Annotated in this window: 18 protein-coding genes; 13 read left to right on the top strand and 5 right to left on the bottom strand. The window is 62.8% G+C overall.

Annotated features, from left to right (window positions below; translation table 11 throughout):
• Window positions 1–2 precede the first annotated feature (2 nt).
• Complete coding sequence (locus tag ACK3SD_RS17895; RefSeq protein WP_481127727.1) at window positions 3–1,094, bottom strand: RNA-guided endonuclease InsQ/TnpB family protein; 1,092 nt, start codon at window positions 1,092–1,094, stop codon at window positions 3–5.
• Between the two features lie 46 nt (window positions 1,095–1,140).
• On the opposite strand from ACK3SD_RS17895, the gene tnpA reads away from it, so the two are divergent.
• A complete protein-coding gene (tnpA, locus tag ACK3SD_RS17890; protein WP_481127726.1) occupies window positions 1,141–1,551 on the top strand; it encodes an IS200/IS605 family transposase in 411 nt (136 codons plus the stop codon).
• 455 nt (window positions 1,552–2,006) lie between these two features.
• On the opposite strand, the gene ACK3SD_RS17885 is transcribed toward tnpA, so the two are convergent.
• A complete protein-coding gene (locus tag ACK3SD_RS17885; protein ID WP_481127725.1) occupies window positions 2,007–2,651 on the bottom strand; it encodes a TetR/AcrR family transcriptional regulator in 645 nt (214 codons plus the stop codon).
• Window positions 2,652–2,875: 224 nt separating this feature from the next.
• Between ACK3SD_RS17885 and ACK3SD_RS17880 the strand changes: the two genes are divergently transcribed.
• The 9 genes from ACK3SD_RS17880 to ACK3SD_RS17840 all read left to right on the top strand — a co-directional run bounded on the left by ACK3SD_RS17880 (window position 2,876) and on the right by ACK3SD_RS17840 (window position 14,626).
• Window positions 2,876–4,027, top strand: a complete 1,152-nt coding sequence (locus ACK3SD_RS17880; RefSeq protein ID WP_481127724.1) for a Gfo/Idh/MocA family protein — start codon at window positions 2,876–2,878, stop codon at window positions 4,025–4,027.
• A gap of 10 nt (window positions 4,028–4,037) precedes the next feature.
• Window positions 4,038–4,871: a sugar phosphate isomerase/epimerase family protein gene (locus tag ACK3SD_RS17875; RefSeq protein WP_481127723.1), complete on the top strand. Its 834-nt coding sequence runs from the start codon at window positions 4,038–4,040 to the stop codon at window positions 4,869–4,871.
• Window positions 4,872–4,936: 65 nt separating this feature from the next.
• Window positions 4,937–6,178, top strand: a complete 1,242-nt coding sequence (locus ACK3SD_RS17870; protein ID WP_481127722.1) for an MFS transporter — start codon at window positions 4,937–4,939, stop codon at window positions 6,176–6,178.
• A 26-nt stretch (window positions 6,179–6,204) separates the two neighbouring features.
• Complete coding sequence (locus tag ACK3SD_RS17865; RefSeq protein WP_481127721.1) at window positions 6,205–7,374, top strand: dihydrodipicolinate synthase family protein; 1,170 nt, start codon at window positions 6,205–6,207, stop codon at window positions 7,372–7,374.
• Between the two features lie 174 nt (window positions 7,375–7,548).
• Window positions 7,549–8,088, top strand: a complete 540-nt coding sequence (locus ACK3SD_RS17860) for a sugar dehydrogenase complex small subunit (protein WP_481127720.1) — start codon at window positions 7,549–7,551, stop codon at window positions 8,086–8,088.
• Window positions 8,089–8,110: 22 nt separating this feature from the next.
• The gene (locus ACK3SD_RS17855) at window positions 8,111–9,739 is read left to right on the top strand and encodes a GMC family oxidoreductase (RefSeq protein ID WP_481127719.1); all 1,629 of its coding nucleotides are present in this window, start codon (window positions 8,111–8,113) and stop codon (window positions 9,737–9,739) included.
• Window positions 9,736–11,691 (top strand): sugar dehydrogenase complex small subunit, encoded by a 1,956-nt coding sequence (locus ACK3SD_RS17850; RefSeq protein WP_481127718.1) that lies wholly within the window; start codon window positions 9,736–9,738, stop codon window positions 11,689–11,691. The genes ACK3SD_RS17855 and ACK3SD_RS17850 overlap by 4 nt, the downstream gene beginning before the upstream one ends.
• 18 nt (window positions 11,692–11,709) lie before the next feature.
• Entirely contained in the window at window positions 11,710–13,314 is a 1,605-nt protein-coding gene (locus ACK3SD_RS17845; protein ID WP_481127717.1) for a GMC family oxidoreductase, read from the top strand.
• Window positions 13,307–14,626 carry a cytochrome c gene (locus tag ACK3SD_RS17840; protein WP_481127716.1) on the top strand — a complete coding sequence of 440 codons (1,320 nt, stop codon included), beginning with the start codon at window positions 13,307–13,309 and terminating at the stop codon, window positions 14,624–14,626. The genes ACK3SD_RS17845 and ACK3SD_RS17840 overlap by 8 nt, the downstream gene beginning before the upstream one ends.
• A 150-nt stretch (window positions 14,627–14,776) precedes the next feature.
• On the opposite strand, the gene ACK3SD_RS17835 is transcribed toward ACK3SD_RS17840, so the two are convergent.
• On the bottom strand, window positions 14,777–14,986 hold the full coding sequence (locus ACK3SD_RS17835; RefSeq protein ID WP_481127715.1) for a YegP family protein: 210 nt from the start codon (window positions 14,984–14,986) through the stop codon (window positions 14,777–14,779).
• Between the two features lie 322 nt (window positions 14,987–15,308).
• On the opposite strand from ACK3SD_RS17835, the gene ACK3SD_RS17830 reads away from it, so the two are divergent.
• Window positions 15,309–16,115: an MBL fold metallo-hydrolase gene (locus ACK3SD_RS17830; RefSeq protein ID WP_481127714.1), complete on the top strand. Its 807-nt coding sequence runs from the start codon at window positions 15,309–15,311 to the stop codon at window positions 16,113–16,115.
• Window positions 16,116–16,395: 280 nt separating this feature from the next.
• Here the strand turns inward: ACK3SD_RS17830 and oxlT are convergent, their stop codons facing one another.
• Window positions 16,396–17,685: an oxalate/formate MFS antiporter gene (gene oxlT, locus ACK3SD_RS17825; protein ID WP_481127713.1), complete on the bottom strand. Its 1,290-nt coding sequence runs from the start codon at window positions 17,683–17,685 to the stop codon at window positions 16,396–16,398.
• 299 nt (window positions 17,686–17,984) lie between these two features.
• Between oxlT and ACK3SD_RS17820 the strand changes: the two genes are divergently transcribed.
• Window positions 17,985–19,487, top strand: a complete 1,503-nt coding sequence (locus ACK3SD_RS17820; RefSeq protein WP_481127712.1) for a cation:proton antiporter — start codon at window positions 17,985–17,987, stop codon at window positions 19,485–19,487.
• 72 nt (window positions 19,488–19,559) lie between these two features.
• Window positions 19,560–20,399 carry a PhzF family phenazine biosynthesis protein gene (locus tag ACK3SD_RS17815; RefSeq protein WP_481127711.1) on the top strand — a complete coding sequence of 280 codons (840 nt, stop codon included), beginning with the start codon at window positions 19,560–19,562 and terminating at the stop codon, window positions 20,397–20,399.
• Here the strand turns inward: ACK3SD_RS17815 and ACK3SD_RS17810 are convergent.
• Window positions 20,396–21,337 carry a LysR family transcriptional regulator gene (locus ACK3SD_RS17810; RefSeq protein ID WP_481127710.1) on the bottom strand — a complete coding sequence of 314 codons (942 nt, stop codon included), beginning with the start codon at window positions 21,335–21,337 and terminating at the stop codon, window positions 20,396–20,398. The two genes, ACK3SD_RS17815 and ACK3SD_RS17810, sit on opposite strands and share 4 nt — an antisense overlap.
• Window positions 21,338–21,397: the final 60 nt, after the last annotated feature.

The raw sequence follows: 21,397 nt of genomic DNA, 5'->3' as shown, positions 1-21,397 counted from the left end.
CCCTAAAGGGCGGGGATTCCTACAGCTAGACGGCAATGCCCTGCCGCGAGTATATTCTTTGACGCGTTTACATCGCGATCATGTAGCGTTCCGCACTCGCGACAAGTCCATACTCTTATTCGCAGACCTGCTCTACCTTTCGGACTGTTGGGGGATAGCGCCCCACAACACGAACAAGCCTGGGTGGAATAGGATTCGTTGACTACTTGAAACACGGCTGATCGCGCAATCGCCTTATATTCCAGCTGTGTTTTGAGCATCGCCCAGCCCGCGTCTAAAACGCGCTTAGCCATCTTTGTTTTGATTAGCTTGCTGGCGCTCACGTCGCCTACGAATATTGCCGCATTCGCTTTCACCATTGCCGTACTGAATTTGTGCAAAGCGTCTTTGCGGCGGTTTTTAATTTTGGCGTGGATAGCCTTTACGCGGCGCTTTTTGTTCGCCCGTTGTGCCTTGCCTAATGCTGGCTCCAGATCACGATAGAACCGCCCTCCCTCCAGCTTTTCACCGTCTGACGTGGTGGCAATATCCTTTAAGCCTAAGTCGATACCAACGGCGCTAACGCCTTCGGTTGGCTGCTCCTCATAGTCTACGGCTACGTTGAAATACCAACGCCCCCGGCTATCTTCTGAAAAGCTACCCGCGCGGAATTTGTAGCCGCTCAAACCGTAGCTATCCCAGACATTAAACAGCTTGCCAGCGAATGTAACGCTGCCGTTATGCCACTTCGCAAAGCCCACTTTAAACGGGATCCAGCCCAGCGAACGGCGAGTGCCGCCACTGACACGCCAGCGAAGTTTTGACCGCTTAAACTGCTTGCGGGCTTTGCCGTGTACGGCGATCACTTCCTGAATGCTGGCGCTGTCGATCAGATAGCCCTTTTCCTTGCGGAGTCCGGCAGTCTGCTTTTGAACATCATACGCCGATAGCCATTTGGGGATCTGCGCACCAAACTCGCCAGCGTTGCTATATGCCGCGCTGGTTATCTCGTTTGCCAGATTAAAGACCTGATTGACTTCAAAAGCCATCTGCCGCAAAACGGCGGCGTGTTTGTCTTTAACTCTGACTGAGAGTGTTTTGGTATGAATGCTCATAGTGCGCTAAACTACAGGCTTTATAGCACATTTTCAAGGTTGGTCTATGGAGTTAACTTATCGAACGGGGCGGCATTGCGTCTTTGTGCTGCATTGCCATTTAATCTTTATCACTAAGTACAGGGGCAAGGTGTTTAACGCCGTCCATCTGGAAACGTTGGAGAAGATAATCCGCAACGTATGCGAGCAGTTCGAATGCGAGGTTGTAGAATTTAACGGGGAGTCGGATCACATCCATATCCTGCTTAACTTTCCGCCGAAGGTGGCGATCAGCAAACTGGTTAACAGCCTGAAAGGGGTGAGCAGTCGCAAGATGAAATTGCTTCATCCTGATTTGCATAAACCCGCGTGGAAGTCAGACGCGCTTTGGTCGCCGTCTTATTTTGCTGGCAGTGTGGGCGGTGCGCCCCTCGAAGTGATTAAGAAATATATTGAGGATCAGAACCGCCCTCATTAGCGCCCTGTCGGGCGCTTTGCTCTGCATACCCTACCTAAAAGGAAGGGGTTTTCCGCGAAAAGCCTGGTAAGTCCTTACCTGCGGGTTAAGTCGAAGAAATTGTATATATGTTAAACGCACTCCTCTGCCCAACGGGGCTGCCCGTGGCGCTCAGCGAATAATGACAACGAGAGAAAGGAGGGTTATATGAATCGCTTTGAAAAAATGCCCGAGTGATTGCTGAACGCATCAACGCTGGCCTCGCCAATGTGTCAGGGCTGACGCCCGAAGAGATCCGCACCAGTTTCTCCGTGGCTAATCATCAAAACGATGATTAATTATGATGTGATGTTTGGCCGACGGGGCATGGCTAAATCAGTCATGCACTATCTGGAAAACTTGCGAAAGGCGCTTGCCAGCCGGATTGACAGGGCGCGCGACGCAGACCGGAAATCGCGCCTCTGAAGTTGCGTGGCTTATGTCACCGGCCTGATCCACGCGGCGATGCACTCTTTCATCACCGTCAGCCGTTCCGCCAGTACCGCCGGTTCGCCCAGATCGCGCTGGTAGACAATGGAGAGCGTCGAGAGGTTGATCAGGTAGAAGAAGCCCAGCGCCGAGATGTTGATATTGAGCTGCATGGCGTTGATGTCCGGCCGGACGTTGCCCTCCTGGCGCCCCCGGTCGAGCAGTCCCTGGGTGATGCTGATCCAGCTACGGTTGATGTCCACCACCGCGGCGTCCGAGGTTTTCAGGTGGCGCGCCTTGAGCTGGTTCTCGCTGTTGAGCAGGCGGATGAAGGCCGGATTATTCAGGTAGTAGTTCCAGGTAAACTCCACCAGTTGCAAAATCGCCTCGTTGGCCGGCAGTGCGTCCAGCCCCAGTGCCGCCTCCTGCTGGCGGATGTCCCGGTACGCCTCCTCCAGCACCCGCGTAAAAAGCACGTCTTTATTGGTGAAGTAGTAGTAAATCAGCTGTTTGTTCGCGCGTGCGCGCTCCGCGATGCTGTCAACGCGCGCACCGTCAAAGCCTTTCTCGGCAAACTCCGCCCGCGCGGCATCCAGTATCCGGCTCTGGCGGTCAGCCGCTTCGCCCTTGTCCTTCGCAACCCTGCTCGCCACGCTGCCTCCTTGTTTTTCCGATGAAAGTGCTAAGCATTATAGTGCCTAAACCCGCTAACTCAACGCGCCTGAAAAAATTCAACTAACTGGTTGGTTATGTGAAAGGGATCAATCACGCGATGAATTATTTGGTCTAGGATGACGTTATCAACCAGATGGTTGATAACCGGCTGGATGATGAAAACCAGCCTGCTCCCCTTCACTACGTAGCCCGAGGTCACTACATGGCGCAAATCCCTGTCGGAATCATTATGCATGGCGTCACCGGACGCATGGGAAAAAACCAGCACCTGATTCGTTCGATTGTCAAAATCCGTGAGCAAGGCGGCGTTGCGCTGGCAAACGGCGATCGCTTAATGCCAGATCCGATCCTGATTGGCCGCAACGCGGAGAAAATTGAGGCGCTGGCTAAGGCCCACGGCATTACCCGCTGGGGCACCGATGTGGATCAGGCGTTGGAGAACCCAAACGACACCATCTTCTTTGATGCCGCCACCACCCAGGCGCGCCCGACGCTGCTGAAAAAGGCCATCAGCAAAGGCAAGCATGTCTACAGCGAGAAACCGGTGGCGCTAGGGCTGGATGAGGCGCTCGATCTCTACCACTATGCCCGTGAAAAGGGCGTCTGCCACGGCGTGGTACAGGACAAACTCTGGCTGCCCGGTTTGCAGAAGCTGCGCCTGCTCAATGAGTCCGGCTTCTTTGGCGATCTGCTGTCGGTGCGCGGCGAGTTCGGCTACTGGGTGTTTGAGGGCGATCTCCAGCCAGCGCAGCGTCCCTCCTGGAACTACCGCAAAGAGGATGGCGGCGGCATCATCCTCGATATGATCTGCCACTGGCGCTACGTGATCGACAACCTGTTCGGTGAGATCAAGAGCCTGAGCTGCATCGGCGCCACCCACCTGCCGCAGCGCTGGGACGAGCAGGGCCAGCCCTACCCCGCCACCGCCGACGACGCGGTCTATGCCACCTTCGAACTGCACAACGGGGCCATCGTCCAGATCAATAGCTCCTGGTGTGTGCGGGTGCGCCGTGACGATCTGGTCACCTTCCAGGTGGATGGCGTGAAAGGCTCGGCAGTGGCTGGCCTGACCGACTGCTTCACCCAAGCGGGTGTCAACACGCCTAAGGCGGTGTGGAACCCGGACATCCGCCAGACCCACGACTTCTTCGCCGACTGGGCAGCGGTGCCGGACAACCAGCCCTATGACAACGCCTTTAAGGTGCAGTGGGAGCTGTTCCTGCGCCACGTCTGGGGTGAGGGCGACTATCGCTGGAACCTGCTGGAGGGCGCGAAGGGACTGCAACTGGTCGATCTGGCGCTCAAGAGCTGGAAAGAGCGCCGCTGGGTCGATGTCCCGTCACTGGAACGCTAAGGAGCCGATCATGGATCAGCCGGATGCCAACAAACTCTCCATCAACACCGCCACGCTGCGCACGCAGTGGACGCTGGACCAAATTATCGATGGCTGCGCGCGCCACGCCATCCGTGGCATCTCCCCCTGGCGGGATCAGGTGCAGGCGCTCGGCTTGCAGGAGACCGCCCGCCGCCTGCGCAGCCACGATCTGACCGTCACGGGCTACTGCCGGGGCGGGATGTTCCCCGGCGCAACGCCGCAGGAGCGGCAGGAGAGAGCGGCAGATAACCGGCGGGCGGTGGATGAGGCGCTGGAACTGAACGCCGCCTGTCTGGTGCTGGTGGTCGGCGGGCTGCCGGCTGGCTCGAAGGATCTGGCCGGGGCGCGCCAGCAGGTGCGGGATGGCCTGAGCGCCCTGCTGGAGTACGCCCGGCCGCTGGGAATGCCGCTGGCGATTGAGCCACTGCACCCGATGTATGCCGCGGATCGCGCCTGCGTCAACACCCTGGCACAGGCCAATACGCTGTGTGATGAGCTGGGCGACGACGGGCTGGGCATCGCAGTGGATCTCTACCACACCTGGTGGGACCCGCAGTTCCTGCCAGAGGTGGCGCGTGCCGGTCGCCAGCGCATCCTGGCATTCCACATCTGCGACTGGCTGGTGCCCACCCGCGACCTGCTGATGGATCGCGGCATGATGGGTGATGGCGTTATCGACATTCGCGGTTGCCGTCAGGCGGTGGAGGCGCAGGGCTATCGCGGTTTCCATGAGGTGGAAATTTTCTCTGAACACAATTGGTGGAAACGGGACCCGGACGAGGTGCTGCTGACCTGCAAGGCCCGCCATCTCGAGCACGGCTAAGCCTTCACTTACCCGACAGAGCCGTCACGGCTGTTTTCGTCGCGATCCACAATGTCGAGGACACTATGACTACAGAGACCCGCAAAATGATCCTGGTCACCGTGCTGTGCGGGCTGGGATACATGATGTACTCCGTTGACCGGATGACCGTCTCATCGGCGGTAGGGCTGATTACCGCAGACTTCGGCCTTGGCCGGGGCGAAGCCGGTATCCTGCTCTCCTCCTTTTTCTTTGGCTTTATCCTGTTCCTGTTCGTCTCCGGCATCATTGCCGACAAGCTGAGCGGCAAACCAGTGCTGATCCTCGGGCTGGTGATGTTCTCCCTTGCCACGGTGTTCACCGGTCTGGCGGGCAGCCTGACCTCCCTGATCTTCTACCGGGTGCTGACCGGCATTGGCGAGGGGATCTTCTGGCCAGCGGCGTCGCTGGAGGTCGCCAACGTCACCACCGAGAAGCAGCGCACCACCGTGATGTCGCTCTACTGGATGGGCTACCCGATTGGCGGTTTCCTCGGCACTTGGATGGGTGCGATGTTGGGGCCGGTATTTGGCTGGCGCGTGGTGTTCTATGTGGCGGGGGCGATGGGGCTGGTGGTCGCCCTGCTCTATGCGCTGCTGGTGAAAAATGAGCGCAAGCCTGCGGATCTGCGCCAAACGCCCACTGAGAAGATCCCGGTCTCCTCGCTGTTCCGCCGCTGGCCAGTGATGCTGATGGCGCTCTACTACTTCGTGCTGCTGGCCGGATGGTGGATCGTGCTGCTGTGGGCACCCAGCTATCTGATGCAGGTGAAAAACCTGTCGATGGGCGTGGCTGGCACCATCGCCAGTTTGCTGGGGTTGACCGGCGCGCTCGGCGGCTTCCTGCTGGGGCGCTACTGCGACAAAGGGAATTTCGCCCGGCGGCGCGCCATCCTGATGGGCATTACGCTGGTCAGCGGCGCGGTGATGGCGGCGATGACCCTGCCGCTCTCCACCCCGCTGATCATTGTGCTGGTGCTGATCCTCGGCTTCCTCGGCTACCCGATTACCCCACTGGTGCTCTCCTTCACGGCGGAGCTGGTGCCGCCAGCGTTGCGCGGCTCGGCAATTGGGCTGGTGATGAACATGGGCATGGCGGCGGGTGGCATCTCGCCGATTGTCGCTGGCTATTTCGCCCAGCACTACACCCTGCACCCGGTGTGGCTGGTGGCGGCGGCAGTGATTCTACTGAGCAGCCTGATCCTGCTGGGGGTGAAAAAAGCCCCCGCGCCGCAGGCCGACCCTGCCGGGCAGCCACTGCCGCCCGCCGGGCAGATGCTTAAACCTTAATTGACCCCTTCACAAGGAGAACCAGGATGACGGCAACCCACCAGGTGCGTTTGCTTGACGACAACGGCCAGTCCAGCCTCTACACCCTGCGCGGCGAGCGCCAGTGGCAGGCACCGGCCACCCCGGCCTTCAACCGGCGCGCCTTTGCCGCCGCCCATGTGGTCACTGATCCCCGGCAGGTGCGCGATCCGCGCACCGACATCGCCCTCGACTGGGAGGCGACGCTGCGCTACCGCCGCCACCTAATGTCCTTGGGCTTTAGCGTGGCGGAGGCGATGGACACCGCGCAGCGCGGCATGGGGCTGGACTGGCCCACCAGCCTGGCGCTGATCACCCGCAGCGTCGAGCAGGCGCGCGATTTCCTCGGCGTGACGGTCGCGGGCGGCGCGGGTACCGATCACCTGACCGATTTCCGTGGGCTGCGTCTGGAGGATGTGATCAACGCCTACGAGGAGCAGGCGTCAGCGATTGAGGCGTGTGGCGGGCGTCTGATCCTGATGGCGAGCCGGGCGCTGGCCGCCGTGGCGCGTGGGCCGGAGGATTACCTGCGTGTCTACGATGCGGTGCTGCGGCAGGTGCGCGAGCCGGTGATCCTGCACTGGCTGGGCGAGATGTTTGACCCGGCGCTGAGCGGGTACTGGGGCAGTAGCCAGACCAGCGAGGCGATGGCGGCCTGCCTGTCGGTGATTCGTGACCATGCGGCGAAAGTGGATGGCATCAAAATCTCCCTGCTGGACAAGGAGAAAGAGATCGAGATGCGCCGCCAGTTGCCAGAGGGGGTGAAGATGTACACCGGGGATGATTTCAACTACCCGGAGCTGATCGCGGGCGACAGCGAAGGCTACTCCCACGCGCTGCTTGGCATTCTTGACGCCATCGCCCCGGCGGCCTCGGCGGCACTGAATGCGCTGGCACAGGGCGACCGCGCGCAGTATGAACGCATCCTTGCCCCGACGCTGCCGCTGGCACGCCACATTTTTGCCGCGCCCACCCAGTACTACAAAGCTGGCATCGTGTTCCTCGCCTGGCTGAACGGCCACCAGCACCACTTCTCCCTACTAGCGGGTATGGAGAGCGCCCGCAGCCTCCGCCACTACTGCCAGTTGTTCCGGCTGGCCGATGAGGCGGGCCTGTTGGAGCGGCCGGAACTGGCCGCTGAGCGCATGGCCCGCTTCGGCAGCGTCTACGGTCTGTAAACCCCAACGCCTTCCGTAACAGGAAGGCGTCTTTTTTCAACTAGCTCCTGTTTTTGTTTAACCTAGGTTTAACTTTTCTTTGATAGCTTGCTAAGAGTTTTATCCAAAAATAAACAAATTCGAAACATTCGATTCTCCTTTTTGTGCGCGATCGTCAACCAATGTGGTTATCCCATGAATAGAAAAGATGCCTTATCGGGCCTTAACGTGACGTTGTCACGGCGGCAGGTACTGTTTGCTGGCCTGGTGATGGCGGCTGGCACCGCGCTTACCTCGGCCCTGCCCGCCTTTGCGCTGCCTGCCAGCAACGGGTCGTTTGCCAACTTCATGGCGCTCTCGCGCCTGTTGGTCAACCACCAGCTCGATGAGGGCGTTGGCCTGCGGATGATGGCCCAACTGGAGCAGGAGCAGCCCGCACTGGCAAGCGCGGTCAGCCAGATCCTCGCCATCGCCACGGCGCGCAATGCCACCATTGTCGAAGAGTTCTTTCCGGCCATCCCGGAGGGCAAGCTGAAGGCGTTGGCCCACACCATTATTTTCGGTTGGTATACCGGTTGCCTAAGTTCCAAGCGCGGTGTCAAAGCCTTTGCCTTTGAGCAGGCGCTGACCTACCACACCACGCTGGATGTGATCACCATTCCCTCCTATGGGATTAGTGGCCCCAATAATTGGAGCCGGCCCAATGCGCCGGTCGCCGCCATGCCCCGTTTTTGATCCCTTTTGAGAAAAGTTCATTATGGCAATCCCTTCTGAATCAACCGTGGTGATCGTCGGCACCGGCGTGGTGGGCGTGGTGATCGCGGAACAGCTTCTGGACGCCGGTATTTCGGTGCTGATGCTGGAAGCTGGCCCGCGTGTGCCGCGCGCCGAGATCGTCGAAAACTACCGCAACCTGCCGCTGGCCGCCAAAGGCAACCCCATTGAGTGCTACCCGTCGCGTGACTGGGCACCGCACCCGGAACCGGCCGGGGCTGGCAAGGGCTATCTCCAGCTCTCCGGGGCGGACTCCTACGCCCAGAGCTACGTGCGTTACGCCGGTGGCTCCACCTGGCACTGGGCTGGCACCTGCTGGCGATTGACGCCAGCGGATATGCAGCTCCATTCGCGCTATGGCGTTGGCCGTGACTGGCCGTTTGAGTACGCCACGTTGGAGCCTTACTACGCGCGGGCCGAGCACAAGCTTGGCGTCTGCGGGCCGGACGACCCGGCCCTCCAGTGGCCGCCGCTGCGCTCCCGCCCCTACCCGATGCCCGCGCTGCCCTTTGGGCCGGGCGAGGCGCGCTTCACCGAGGTGGTGAAGGAACTGGGCTACCACAACATCCCGTGCGCGCAAGCGCGCAACAGCGGTATGCCCTATGATGACCGCCCGGCCTGCTGCGCCAACAATAACTGTGTGCCAGTCTGCCCGGTCGGCGCGAAGTATGACGCCGCCACCGCGCTCAGTCGGCTGGAGGCAAAAGGCGCGGTGATTGTGGAGAACGCCGTGGTGTGGCGGGTGGAGACCAACGCCCGCAACCAGATTGAGTCAGTGCACTACTACGATCCGCAGAAGCAGAGCCACCGCGTGACCGGCAAACTGTTCGTGCTGGCCTGCAACGGCCTGGAGAACCCCAAGCTGCTGCTGATGTCCGCCGACGCGCGCAACCCGAACGGGCTGGCCAATAGCTCCGACCAAGTGGGGCGCAACATGATGGACCACCCGCAGATCACCATGACGGTGACGCTGGAGGAGCCGTACTGGGCTGGCGTTGGCCCGGTGGTCAACAGCGGCATCATGGAGACTTCGCAGGGCGACTTCCGTTCGGAGCACGCCGGAGCCTACTTCCGCTTCAACAACTTTGCCCGTAACCGCTTCGTCACCTTCGACGCGCTGAAAAAGGGGCTAGTGGGCAAGGCGCTGGATGAGGAGATCCGCCGCATGACCGCCTGTACCGCCGACATCGTGGCGGCCCATGAGATCCTGCCGGACGCCAACAACCGCCTGACGCTCTCCAGCCAAAAAGATTGGCTCGGCCTACCGAAACCGGCCATCCACTACGATGTGGGCGACTACGTGCGCCGCTCGGCGCGTGACTACTCGCTGCCGATTGCCCGCAATATCGCCGCCGCGATGGGCGCGACGGACATTGCCTTCTCCAAGCAATTCAACCAGAGCAAGCACATCATGGGCGGGACTATCATGGGGCTGGACCCGGCCACCTCGGTCGTGGACGCCGACTGCCGCGCCCATGACCACCGCAACCTGTTCCTGCCGGGCGGCGGCGCGATGCCGAGCACCGCCTGCGGCAACAGCACCCTGACGATGGTGGCACTGGCCTTCAAGGCCGCCGACGCGTTGGTGGCGCAAGCCAAGGAGGCCGTATGACACGTCGCCTTCCCCGCCTGTTGCCTGCGGCCCTGCTGTTTAGCGGACTGGCCGCGCTGATGCCGGCGCAGGCCGCGCCGGATGCCCAATTATTGCAACAGGGCGAGTATCTGGCGGTGGCCTCAGACTGCACCGCCTGCCATACCGCCAGCGCCGACACACCCTTTGCCGGCGGCAAGGTGATCGCCTCGCCGGTGGGCGAGATTATCTCCACCAACATAACCCCCTCCCGCCATGATGGCATTGGCGGCTACAGTGAGCAGCAGTTCTCGGATGCGCTGCGCAAGGGCATCCGCGCCGATGGTGCCCGGCTCTACCCGGCGATGCCCTACACCGCCTACGCCACGCTGAGGGATGAGGATATCCACGCGCTCTACACCTACTTTATGCAGGGAGTGAAGCCAGTGGATGCGCCCGTACCCGAGACGCGGTTGCCCTTCCCGCTCAACCTGCGGCTCTCAATGGCGGTGTGGAACGCGCTGTTCCTCAAGGCACCGGGCTACCAGCCCGATCCGGCCCACTCGGCCAGTTGGAACCGTGGCCGCTACCTGGCCGAGGGCGCGGCACACTGCGCCACCTGCCACACCCCGCGTGGTTTCCTGATGCAGGAGAAGGAGAGTGAGGCGTTGACCGGCGCGCAGGTCGGGCCGTGGTACGCGCCGAACATCACTGCCGATCCGGTCAGCGGCATCGGCCAGTGGTCGCGGCAGGAGCTGGTCACCTACCTGCACACCGGGCGTGTGGTAGGCAAGGCGCAGGCCGCTGGCAGCATGGCGGAGGCGATCACCCACAGCTTCCACTACCTGACCGATTCGGACCGCGCTGCCATCGCCGAGTATATCCTCAGCGTGCCGGACACCACTGCCACGGCGGGTGCGTCGCGCTTTGGGCAGGGAGAGCCGGGCAACCCGCTCGCCGCCTACCGTGGGCAGCCCTTCAATGCTGCCACCGACGAGGAGGGCGCGCGCCTCTTCTCCGGCAACTGCGCCTCCTGCCACGGCAGCCACGGACAGGGCACGCCAGATGGCTACTACCCCAGCCTCTATCACAATGCCGCCACCGCCGACGTCAATCCCTCCAACCTGATTGCCGCCATCCTGTATGGCGTGGAGCGCGAGACGCAGGAGGGCAAGGTGCTGATGCCGCCGTTTGGCGACCAGCCGAACGCCCTCAATCACCTGAGCGACCAGCAGGTGGCGACCCTCTCCACCTGGCTGCTGAAACAGTATGGCCACGGTGACCACTCGGTCAGCGCGGCGCAGGTGGCGGAGATCCGCGCCGGGGGCCGGCCTCGCCGCTGGTGTGGCTGGCACAACTGGGCGTCGGGGTGGGCGCGCTGGCAGTGGCGGCGGCGGCCTTTCTGCTGTGGCGTCGCCGCAAGCGCCGGGCGCTCTGAACCTTTTTCGCCGCTGGCCTTCGTCGGCGGCTTTTTTGTGAGAATGTTTGTAATGACTGACTACACACGCAGGCGCGTGATCAAGATGGCTGGCGTTTTGGCACTGACCACCCTGGCGGGCGAAGTGCTGTGCCTGCCAAGCCTCCAGGCTGCCATGCCAGCGCGCACCGCCGCCGGGCTGGCGGACTTTACCCAGCTCTCCCAACAACTGACGATGAAAACGTCGCTGGATGATGCGGTGGCGCAGGCGCTGTTCACGGCGCTGGCGCTCAACCGGCCACGGCTGGCGGATGAGCTGGCGGCGCTGGCCACCCTGCTAACGGCACAGCCGACCCTGCTGGAGCAGCCGCTGCTGGCCTTCCCGGCCGGGCATGAGGCCGAGGCAGCGACGGCCAAGGCCATCCTCACCGGCTGGTATACCGGGGTGGTTGGCAAGGGCAATCAGGCCATCTATGTCACCTACGTCAATACCCTCGCCAATCAGGCGGTCAGCGACACGCTGGTGCCGCCGAGTTTCTCCTACGGCCCGTGCGGCAGCTGGGCAAAACAACCTTAAAATAAGAGCAATTGTCACATGAGTAACAACCTTTCTGCCGACGTGGTCGTGATTGGCGCGGGCGTCTGCGGCTCGCTACTGGCCACCCGACTGGCCAATTCCGGCAAACGCGTGCTGATGCTGGAGTCCGGCCCACGGGTGGGCCGCGCGGAGCTGGTGGAGCGTTTCCGCGCCTCCGCCTTCAAGTCTGACTTTATGTCGCCTTATCCCTTTTCGCCGCAGGCACCGCACCCACGCTATACGCCGGAGCCGAACGGCTACCTGCACCAGGCCGGGCCGCACCCCTTTAACGCGCAGTACATCCGGATGCTGGGCGGCACCAGCTGGCACTGGGCGGCGCAGCTGTGGCGCTTCGTGCCTAATGATTTCCGCCAGCAGACGCAGTATGGCGTCGGCAAGGATTGGCCGATCGGCTATGACGAGCTGGAGCCGTACTACTATCAGGCCGAAGTGCTCGCCGGTGTCGGTGGCTCGCCAGAGAATGGATCGCCGCGCGCCAAACCCTTCCCGATGGAGCGCGTGCCCGCTTCCTGGCTGCAACAGCGCGTCACCGAGCGCCTCGCGCCCGATTTCCAGGTGCTGGATGACAGCACCGGGCGCAACAGCCGTAGCTATGATGGCCGTCCGGCCTGCTGCGGCAACAACAACTGTATGCCAGTCTGCCCGATTGACGCCCAGTACCACGGCGGCATTGCCGCGGCCCACGCCGAACAGGCCGGGGTGGAGGTGGTGACGCAGGCGGTGGTCTACAAGCTGGAGCATGACAGCCAGGGTCGCATCACGGCGGCGCACTACTACGACTGGGAGAAGGTGAGCCACCGGGTCACCGGCCAGACCTTCGTGCTGGCGGCCAACGCCATCGAGACGCCGAAACTGCTGCTGATGTCCACCAGCGACCGCTTCCCGCAGGGCATCGCCAACGCCCGCGACAACGTTGGCCGCAACCTCACCGACCACCCGGCCATCGGCATCACCTTTGATGTGGATGAGCCGATCTGGCCCGGCCGTGGCCCGGTCAGCCCCTGCTCCATCGGCCAGTTCCGCGACGGTGCCTTCCGTGCCGAACATGCGCCGTTCCGCATCGACATCTCAAACGCCTCACAGGTCGCCTCCGTGACCAAGGAGCTGTTGCAGGAGGGTTACTACGGCAAGAAATTGGAGGAGGAGATCCAATTCCGCGCCGCTCGCCGCCTCAGCATCAAGAACGCGCTGGAGCAGCTTCCCGATCCCAACAACCGCGTGACGCTCAGCGACCAGCGCGACGCGCTCGGCCTGCCAACGCCCAGCCTGCACTGGGACGTGGATGACTATGTCAAAAAAGGCACCGAAGTAGTGCATCAGTGCTACGACCAGATCGCCGCGAAGTTGGGCGGCAGCCACATCAAACACAGCAAGGCGGGCGCGTTCTCCAACCGCCAGCACATCACCGGCACCCTGTCGATGGGCCATGACCCGGCCACCAGCGTCACGGACAGCTGGGGGCGAGCCCATGACCATGAGAACCTCTACATGGCGGGCACCGGCGTGATGCCGACGGTAGGCACCTGTAACGTGACCCTGACGGCGATGGCGCTGGCACTGCGCACCGCCGACCACATTCTGGAGGTGACGCGTCATGGCTAACTCCTGGATCTCTGCCCTGCCGCTCAGCGCCCTCTGCCTTGGCATGGGCACGGCGCAGGCCGCTGATACCCCTTCGCCGGAGCTGATCGCGCGTGGCGAATATCTGGCGATTGCCGGTGACTGTGGCGCCTGCCATACCGAGGCCAACCGCCCCGCCTTTAGCGGCGGCCACCCGATTGCCAGCCCACTGGGCACCCTCTACAGCACCAACATCACCCCGTCACTGCAGGCCGGCATCGGCGGCTATAGCCAGACCCAATTCTCGGACGCGGTGCGCCTTGGCATTCGCGCCGATGGCAGTCACCTCTACCCGGCGATGCCCTACACCGCCTATGCCAAGCTGACGGACGAGGACATGGCCGCGCTCTACGCCTACTTTATGCATGGCGTCGCGCCGGTGGAGAGCCAGCCCGAGAAGACCGCGCTGCCCTTCCCGTTCAACCTGCGCTTCTCAATGGCGGCCTGGAACCTGTTGTTCCTCGACACCACGCCCTTCGCGCCCGATCCGCAGCAATCCGCGGCCTGGAACCGTGGGGCCTATCTGGTGCAGGGGCTGACGCACTGTAGTACCTGCCACACCCCACGCAATGTGCTGATGGCCGAGAAGGGATCGCAGGCGCTGGCTGGCGCCTCCCTCGGCACTTGGTACGCACCGGACATCACCGCCGCTGGCCTACATGATTGGAACCGCGACATGCTGGTCACCTACCTGAAGACTGGCCACGCCAGCAATGGCGCGACAGCGGGCGGCCCGATGCTGGAGGCGATCGACAAGAGCTTCACGCGCCTGACACCCGAAGATCGTCAGGCCATCGCCACCTACCTGCTGCCGGAGCGCGCGGCCGCGGTGCCTACTACGCCAGTCAATCACCATATTCACGGCGATGACACACCGGCCGCCCTTGCGGTGTTGGGCGCTGGCGGGCGCATCTACCGCGATAACTGCGCCGCCTGTCATGGCCTGCATGGCGAAGGGCTACGCGGCCTGCCGGCGCTGGCCGGTCATCCAGTGCTGGACAAGCCCACTACCGACAATGTCGCGATGGCGGTGCTGGAGGGGGTCTGGCCAGAGGGGGGCCAGGGGATGCCGGGCTTCGCCCATGAGCTGACGGACAGCCAGGTGGCGGAGGTCACCAACTATGTGGCGGGCACCTTTGGCCACAGTGGCGTGACGCTCAGTGCGGATCGGGTCGGGGAGTTGCGTCAGGGTGGCGCGGCCTCGCCGCTGATGCTGCTGGCGCGCGGCGGGATGGCGCTGGCGGGGGTGATAGCCGCTGTCGTGCTATTCCGGCTCTGGCGTCGCCGACGTTAACCTGTGGCTGGGGCATCGCAAGGTGCCCTGAGGGTATCCGTTACCCGTGGTGGGGCGTCGGGGCGGGGTTCGCTCCGTTCCAGGCGTCCTGACGGTCAGCCTGGCAGCCCTGTTCGGCAAGGGGGTAACGGATAATTTTGTACTGCCGATCTACAGATTTAGCGGGCTATAGTGGGTATCACCGATGGTGACCGCCCCCGTTGTTTCAGTCATCAACATGTGAACGTTGCTTTCACACTTCGCCAACTCTTTGTATCCCTTCGGGCTGACCGCAATCAAACCGCCATCACTTGCCATAAAACGCCAACGCCACTCACCGTTTTTGCATAGATAGATATAGAAATAGGGAATGGAATGCATCACGACCTCCTTATATCTTCACCTTGCCTAAACTGCGCAAGTAAAACGGTCTTTTTAGCATATGTGCTCCCCCTCCATTTTCCCCATCACATTGCCGACAAATGAGGACAGTGGGAAATCATGAGGAACCCCTGCCCGCGACACCACTTCCCACTGAGGAGAGATGAGAAAACATGAGGCGGGGCAGCGGCGTGGTGCAATCGCGCTACATTGGCTGATTCATCAACTATTCTTATGCAGGTGGCGTTGGTTTCGATGCGAAGGGACAAACCGGCGCCAATCTTGCGGCAGCCGCCGCACCGTTGACCTGAGGGAGCGATGCATGAACCATTATGTATGTTCAACCTGTGGTACTTCCTACCCCGCCGTGCACACTGCCCCGGCGCATTGCCCGATTTGTGAGGATGAGCGCCAGTGGGTGCCACCGGGTGGGCAGACGTGGAGCACCTCGGAGCAGATCGACCAGAGCCACGCCCACGCCTGGGCGCTGCACGAGCCGGGACTGTTCAGCCTGCACCCCACCCCAGAGCTGGGCATCGGCCAGCGCGCCTTCCTGCTACGCACCCCGGCTGGCAACGTGCTGTGGGACTGCACCGCCCTGCTGGACGATGCCACCAAGGCGCTGGTGGAGAGCCTCGGCGGGCTGGCGCACATCGCCATCTCCCACCCGCACTACTACACCCGGATGCAGGACTGGAGCGCCGCCTTTGGCGATGTGCCGATCCACCTGCACGCTGCCGACCGCGCATGGGTGGTACGCCCCAGCCCGGCTATCCGTTTCTGGAAGGGCGAAACGTTGGAGCTGCTGCCGGGCGTGCAACTGGTCTGCCTCGGCGGCCACTTCCCCGGTGCGACGGTTCTGCACTGGACCGACAGCCATGACCGCAACGGCGTACTGCTGTGCGGCGACACCCTGCAAATCACCCCCGACGGCGAGCGCATCTCCTTTATGTGGAGCTACCCCAACCTGCTACCGCTCGGCGTCACCGATGTCAGCCACATCGGCACCCGGCTTGAGGCGATCTCCTTCAGCCGTATCTATGGCGCTTTCCCCGGCCAACAGGTCAAGGCCGACGGCAAGAAGATCGTACAGCGGGCAGTGAAGCGTTATATCGAACTGCTTAAGTAGCAGGGCATTGCCCGGCCTGAAAGAGTATCAGCCGGGCTGCACACTCATGTGCGGCTGATAGTATTCCGACTGACGTTGGCACGTACTGCCGCCTCTGCCTGCGGCATATTGCGTGCAATCCGGCTCTACGCCAGTGAACTGCCTAAACGATGAAGTTGTTGGACGGTATCTGAAGAGATGAGATCGTGTTGTGAGCGCTTCATAATGCACCTTAAAACGTGCACTACGCCGTTAATGACCGTTTTAAGGTGCAACGGGCCAGCGAGCTGGCCCGGAGATATTAACGGGAGACGGGGGCGGGTTGAGGCATCGCGATGCCCTGACCGCCGAGGAAGCGGGCGCGCCAGGGTTTCAGCACCCACATCGCCAGGGCGGCGGTGATGAAGTCGAGGGAGATGGCGCAGCCAAAGACAATGTCCCAGCCGCCGCTGCGTTGGTAGATCAACGCCGCCAGCGGCCCGCCGAAGATGGAGCCGACGCCCTGCGCCATATAGAGCCAGCCGTAGTTGCTGGTGGCGTGGCGGGTGCCGAAGGTGTCCGTCAGGGTTGAGGGGAAAAGCGAGAAGATCTCGCCCCAGCCGAAGAACACCAGCCCGGAGAGCAGCACGAACAGCACCGGATCGTGGCGGCACATCAGCCAGAGCGTCATCGCCACGCCCTCCAGCGCGAAGGCCCAGAACATCATCTTCTCCCGGCCAATGCGATCGGAGATGTAGCCGCACAGCGGGCGGGTCAGGCCATTGGTGAAGCGGTCAATGGTCATCGCCAGCGGCAGCGCCGCCAGCCCGAACACTGTCACGCCGGTCATGCCGAAGTCCTGGGCAAAGATCGCCATCTGCGAGGTGACCATCAGGCCGGAGGTGGACATCATGGTCATCATCAAGAACATCAGCCAGAACAGCGGCTGGCGCAGCATCTCACGCGGGGCGAACTGCCGTTGCTGCGCCCCCCCCTCCAGACCACTGCCCTGCTCCGCCTCGGCTGGCGGCAGGCGCAGGCCCTGACTGGCGAGGAACCCCACCGCCGCGAAGGCCAGCCCGAACAGCCAGAGGGTCTGCGTCAGGCCGTGGGCGGCCAGCGACTGGGAGATCGGGAAGGTGGTGATAATGGCACCCATGCCGTAACCGGCCGCTACCATCCCGGCCGCAAAGCCGCGCCGCTGCGGGAACCAGCGCACCATCAGCCCCACCACGCCGACATAAACAATGCCGGTGCCCAGCCCACCCAACCCACCGTAGACCAGATAGAGCATCGGCAGGCTGGCGACCTGTGCGGTCAGCACCCAGCTCAGCCCGGCCAGCAGCGTCCCGATGGAGATGAGCAGCCGCGGCCCAAAGCGATCAATCAGCCGTCCCTGAAAGGGGGAGAAGAAGGTCTGGAGGATAATCAGCAGCGAAAAAGTGACCTGCAACTCCGCCAGCGGCACGTTGAGCTGCGCGGCCAACGGCTTGGTGAGCAGCGTCCAGACATACTGCGGGCTGGAGATGGCGGCCATGCAGACCAACCCAAGGAGCAGTTGCAGCCATTTGGTGCGCGGGGCGACCTGAATGGGTAGTGAAAGTGCAGTCATGCTTATCGGTTCCTTATAAACAGCGGCCCGTCACAGGTCGCAAAGGGGAGATAAGCGAGTAATGCAGAAAGCGTGCCAGTCGATGGCTCACTCTGGCGCGCCCACGACAGACGCTGTTTCAGCACGTTGCAAGAGGGGGCTGGCCTCTGGGGTAAGTATCGGCTCCGTACACTTGTGCACGCCGCTTTTTTCCTCATCGCCTTAGCTAACTTGCCGCGCCTGCTACACTTTTAAGGATTTCACCACAGAGTGCCGCTTACAGGCACCCGGTTTACCCCTGGACGATGAGGATAGAGGTTATGGATTTTTTAGGCTGGACAGCGGCGACAGGCGGGTTGCTGTTGCTGATGTCATTGGCATCAGGGTGGATTAACCGCAGCCCGGTCAGCACGTTCGGGTTGTATCTGGCGGCGGGCATCGCCTGTGGCCCCTGGGTATTCAACCTGTTGCGCATCGACGTGGTCGATCACTCGGTGCTGGTGGGGCGCGTAACGGAGATTGCGATGGCCGCCTCGCTGTTTATCACCGGCCTGAAGCTACGGCTGCCGTTCAAGACGCGCAGCTGGCGGATGGGCGCGCGGTTGGCCTTCCCAGCGATGGTGCTGACGGTGGGCGGCGTGACGCTGGCGGCGCACGCCATGCTCGGCTTTAGCTGGCCGCTGTCGCTGGCCTTTGGCGCGATTGTCGCGCCGACCGACCCGGTGCTGGCCAGCTTGATCTCGGTGAATGACGCCAGCGACAACGATGACCTGCGTGTGGCGCTCTCCAGCGAGGCAGGCATGAATGATGGATCGGCGCTGCCGTTCCTGATGCTGGCATTGATGCTGATGGCCTCCGGCGGTGAACTGACCACGGCGGAGTGGGGCCACTGGGCGCTGGTGGATGTGCTGTGGGCGGTGGCGGGTGGTCTGGGCATCGGTTTTGGCATGGGCCGACTGATTGGCCTGCTGGCGACCCTGCTACGCAGCAAGCAGCGTGACGTGGCCCCGAATGATTTTCTGGCGCTGGCGCTGATTGCCCTGAGCTACGCCGCCGCGCAGGGTCTGGGCGCGTCCGGCTTTCTGGCGGCCTTTGCCGCTGGCGTCGGCCTGCGGCGGGCCGAGGTGGTGGTGATCAACCGCTATCCGCCGGAGGAGATCAATGACCGTGACGCCTACCCGCCTGCCGAGGAGTTGGTAAACCCCAACCGGCGGCACATGATCAGTGACGGCGGCCCGGCCAAGTCAGTAGGGCTGGTGGTGGGCGACGCGCTGGCCTTCGGCGATATCATGGAGCGCATCTTTGCCGCTGGCATCGTAATTGTGCTGGGTATCACGCTAGCGCAGCACTGGCACTTCCAGGGGCTGCTGATGGCGGCGGTGCTGTTCATTGTCATCCGCCCGCTGTCGGTCTACCTCGTCAGCATCGGCTCGGAGATGCCGGCGCTGCGGCGCTGGCTGATTGGCTGGCTAGGCATCCGCGGCATCGGCAGCATCAACTACATCGCCTACGCCTATACCCACGGGCTGGGCAACAGCCCGGACGCCACCCGTATGGTGGACATCGCCTTTACGGTGATCGCCGCCAGCGTGATTGTGCATGGCGTCACCGTCACGCCGTTGCTGAACCTGCGGCAGGCGCGGCGCGCGGCGGCGGAGGAGCGCGCCCGGCAGATTGATGAGGAGCGTGAACGGGAGGAGCAGGCACGGCAGGAAGCCTGTGAGACCCGGCAGCACGAGGAGATGGAGAGCGAAAGCGAGGCGCAAGCGCGGCAGGAAGCACAGCAGGATGCCTGTGAGACCCGGCAAAAGGATGAAAAATAGCCCAGCCCCGCGCCTTTTCTTGCGTTCCACGTTACTCTGATCCTCTCTTACCCAGTACTGAGGCGTGAAACCATGGAACATCAAACTATAAAACGTATCGCGGCTTTTTCAGATGGCGGACAGGGCGGCAACCCGGCGGGTGTACTGATCGCGGAAACCCTGCCCGGTGAGGCGGAGATGCAGCGCATTGCCGCCGAGGTGGGCTACTCGGAGACCGCATTCCTTGCGCCCCATGAGGATGGCTGGCGGGTACGCTACTTCGCGCCAGAGATTGAGGTGCCCTTCTGCGGCCACGCCACCATTGCCGCCGGTGCGGCGCTGGCGGAGCAATTTGGCGGCGGCCTTTATCGCCTCTACCTCAACAATGGCGATATCAGCGTGGAGGGTGAGATACAGCAGAGTCTGGCCGCCGCCAGCCTGCAATCGCCGCCAACCCGCAGCGAGCCGGTGCCGGAGGCGCTGTTGGCGGAGGCGCTGGCGCTGTTTGGCTGGCATGAGAGCGATCTGGATACCCGCCTGCCGCCAGCGATGGCCTATGGCGGCGCGAGCCACCTGATCCTGCCGGTGCGCCACCGCGCGACGCTGAAGGCGATGCAGTACGATCAGGCGCAGGGCAAGGCGCTAATGGAGGCGCACGGCATCACCACCTTCTGTCTGGTACATGCCGAAAGCCCGACCCGCTTCCATGCGCGCAACCCGTTTGCCATCGGCGGGGTGTATGAAGATCCGGCCACCGGCGCGGCGGCGGCAGCGCTCGGCGGCTACCTGCGTGATCGCCAGTGGCCGCACCACGGCGAGGTGGAGATTATCCAGGGCGAGGATATGGGCGCGCGCTCCCTGCTGCGCATCCAGATCAGCGACCAGCCGGGCGGCAGTATCCGCGTCTCTGGCACCGCCCGCACCATCAGCTAACCCGGCTCGCGGCGCGCCTCTGGGCCAAAGGCCTCGCGCAGGAAGGCGGTGAACGCCGCCACCGCGCGCGGCACCTGGGCGCTCCAGGGGCGCAGGATGTAGAGGCTGTCGGCAAAGGCCCCCACCGGCCGCCACGCTGGCAGCAACGGCACCAGCGCCCCGCTCTCCAGCGCGGCGTGGGCGCTGAAGTCCGGCAGCAGCGCGATGCCCATGCCGGCCACCGCCGCATCCCGGATCGACTCACTGTTGTTGGTGGCGAAATTGCCGCTAATGGGCACCGTCACCCGCTCACCCCGCTCTCCCTGCGGCATAAATCCCCACTCCGGCAACTCCACGCCCCGCGGATAGTAGAGGCAGCGGTGCGCCGCCAGCGCCTGTGGCGTCTCGGGTGTGCCGTGGCGGTGCAGATATTCGGGCGCGGCCACCACCAGCGTGTGGGTGGCGCACAGCCGGTGGGCGACGTGGGTCTCCGGTAGGCTGTCGCTGTGGCGGATCGCCAGGTCATACCCCTCCGCCGCCAGCGACACCAGCCGGTCGCTCACCTCCAGCTGGACGCGTACCTGCGGGTAGCGCGCCATAAACTCAATGATATGCGGCACCAGCTGCTGGCGGGAGAAGGCCACCGGCGCGGTGACGCGCACTAGCCCACGCAGCGGCCCCTGCGCGTCACGCACGCTGATAAAGCTCTGCACAATCTGTGAGAGCGGTGCCTTCAGCTCCTCCACCAGCTTCTGGCCGGCGCTGGTCAACTGCATGGTGCGCGTGGTGCGCCGCACCAGCGGCACGCCAGCCAGGTGCTCCAGCTCCTTGATCTTCTGGCTGACGGCCGCCTTACTTACCTCCAGCCGCTCCGCCGCGCGGGTAAAACTGCCCTGCTCCGCCAGCACTGACAGCCAGTGTAGGTGCGTCCAGAGGGCGTCGGGTTTCAGCTCTTTCATCGTTATTGTTCAAAATAGTGAATAATCATTTCAAGCATAGCGCTTTTTCCCGTAGCCGTA

This window comes from Chimaeribacter sp. YP20170169 (assembly GCF_056739715.1).
Note: the sequence above shows the minus strand (reverse complement) of the source record. Positions and strands in the feature narration are given on the sequence as shown.

Bases quoted from the DNA above. Each gene is read 5' to 3' on its own strand.
- ACK3SD_RS17895 (WP_481127727.1), bottom strand. From the start codon at position 1,094: ATGAGCATTCATACCAAAACACTCTCAGTCAGAGTTAAAGACAAACAC.
- tnpA (WP_481127726.1), top strand. From the start codon at position 1,141: ATGGAGTTAACTTATCGAACGGGGCGGCATTGCGTCTTTGTGCTGCAT.
- ACK3SD_RS17880 (WP_481127724.1), top strand. From the start codon at position 2,876: ATGGCGCAAATCCCTGTCGGAATCATTATGCATGGCGTCACCGGACGC.
- ACK3SD_RS17875 (WP_481127723.1), top strand. From the start codon at position 4,038: ATGGATCAGCCGGATGCCAACAAACTCTCCATCAACACCGCCACGCTG.
- ACK3SD_RS17870 (WP_481127722.1), top strand. From the start codon at position 4,937: ATGACTACAGAGACCCGCAAAATGATCCTGGTCACCGTGCTGTGCGGG.
- ACK3SD_RS17865 (WP_481127721.1), top strand. From the start codon at position 6,205: ATGACGGCAACCCACCAGGTGCGTTTGCTTGACGACAACGGCCAGTCC.
- ACK3SD_RS17860 (WP_481127720.1), top strand. From the start codon at position 7,549: ATGAATAGAAAAGATGCCTTATCGGGCCTTAACGTGACGTTGTCACGG.
- ACK3SD_RS17855 (WP_481127719.1), top strand. From the start codon at position 8,111: ATGGCAATCCCTTCTGAATCAACCGTGGTGATCGTCGGCACCGGCGTG.
- ACK3SD_RS17850 (WP_481127718.1), top strand. From the start codon at position 9,736: ATGACACGTCGCCTTCCCCGCCTGTTGCCTGCGGCCCTGCTGTTTAGC.
- ACK3SD_RS17845 (WP_481127717.1), top strand. From the start codon at position 11,710: ATGAGTAACAACCTTTCTGCCGACGTGGTCGTGATTGGCGCGGGCGTC.
- ACK3SD_RS17840 (WP_481127716.1), top strand. From the start codon at position 13,307: ATGGCTAACTCCTGGATCTCTGCCCTGCCGCTCAGCGCCCTCTGCCTT.
- ACK3SD_RS17835 (WP_481127715.1), bottom strand. From the start codon at position 14,986: ATGCATTCCATTCCCTATTTCTATATCTATCTATGCAAAAACGGTGAG.
- ACK3SD_RS17830 (WP_481127714.1), top strand. From the start codon at position 15,309: ATGAACCATTATGTATGTTCAACCTGTGGTACTTCCTACCCCGCCGTG.
- oxlT (WP_481127713.1), bottom strand. From the start codon at position 17,685: ATGACTGCACTTTCACTACCCATTCAGGTCGCCCCGCGCACCAAATGG.
- ACK3SD_RS17820 (WP_481127712.1), top strand. From the start codon at position 17,985: ATGGATTTTTTAGGCTGGACAGCGGCGACAGGCGGGTTGCTGTTGCTG.
- ACK3SD_RS17815 (WP_481127711.1), top strand. From the start codon at position 19,560: ATGGAACATCAAACTATAAAACGTATCGCGGCTTTTTCAGATGGCGGA.
- ACK3SD_RS17810 (WP_481127710.1), bottom strand. From the start codon at position 21,337: ATGAAAGAGCTGAAACCCGACGCCCTCTGGACGCACCTACACTGGCTG.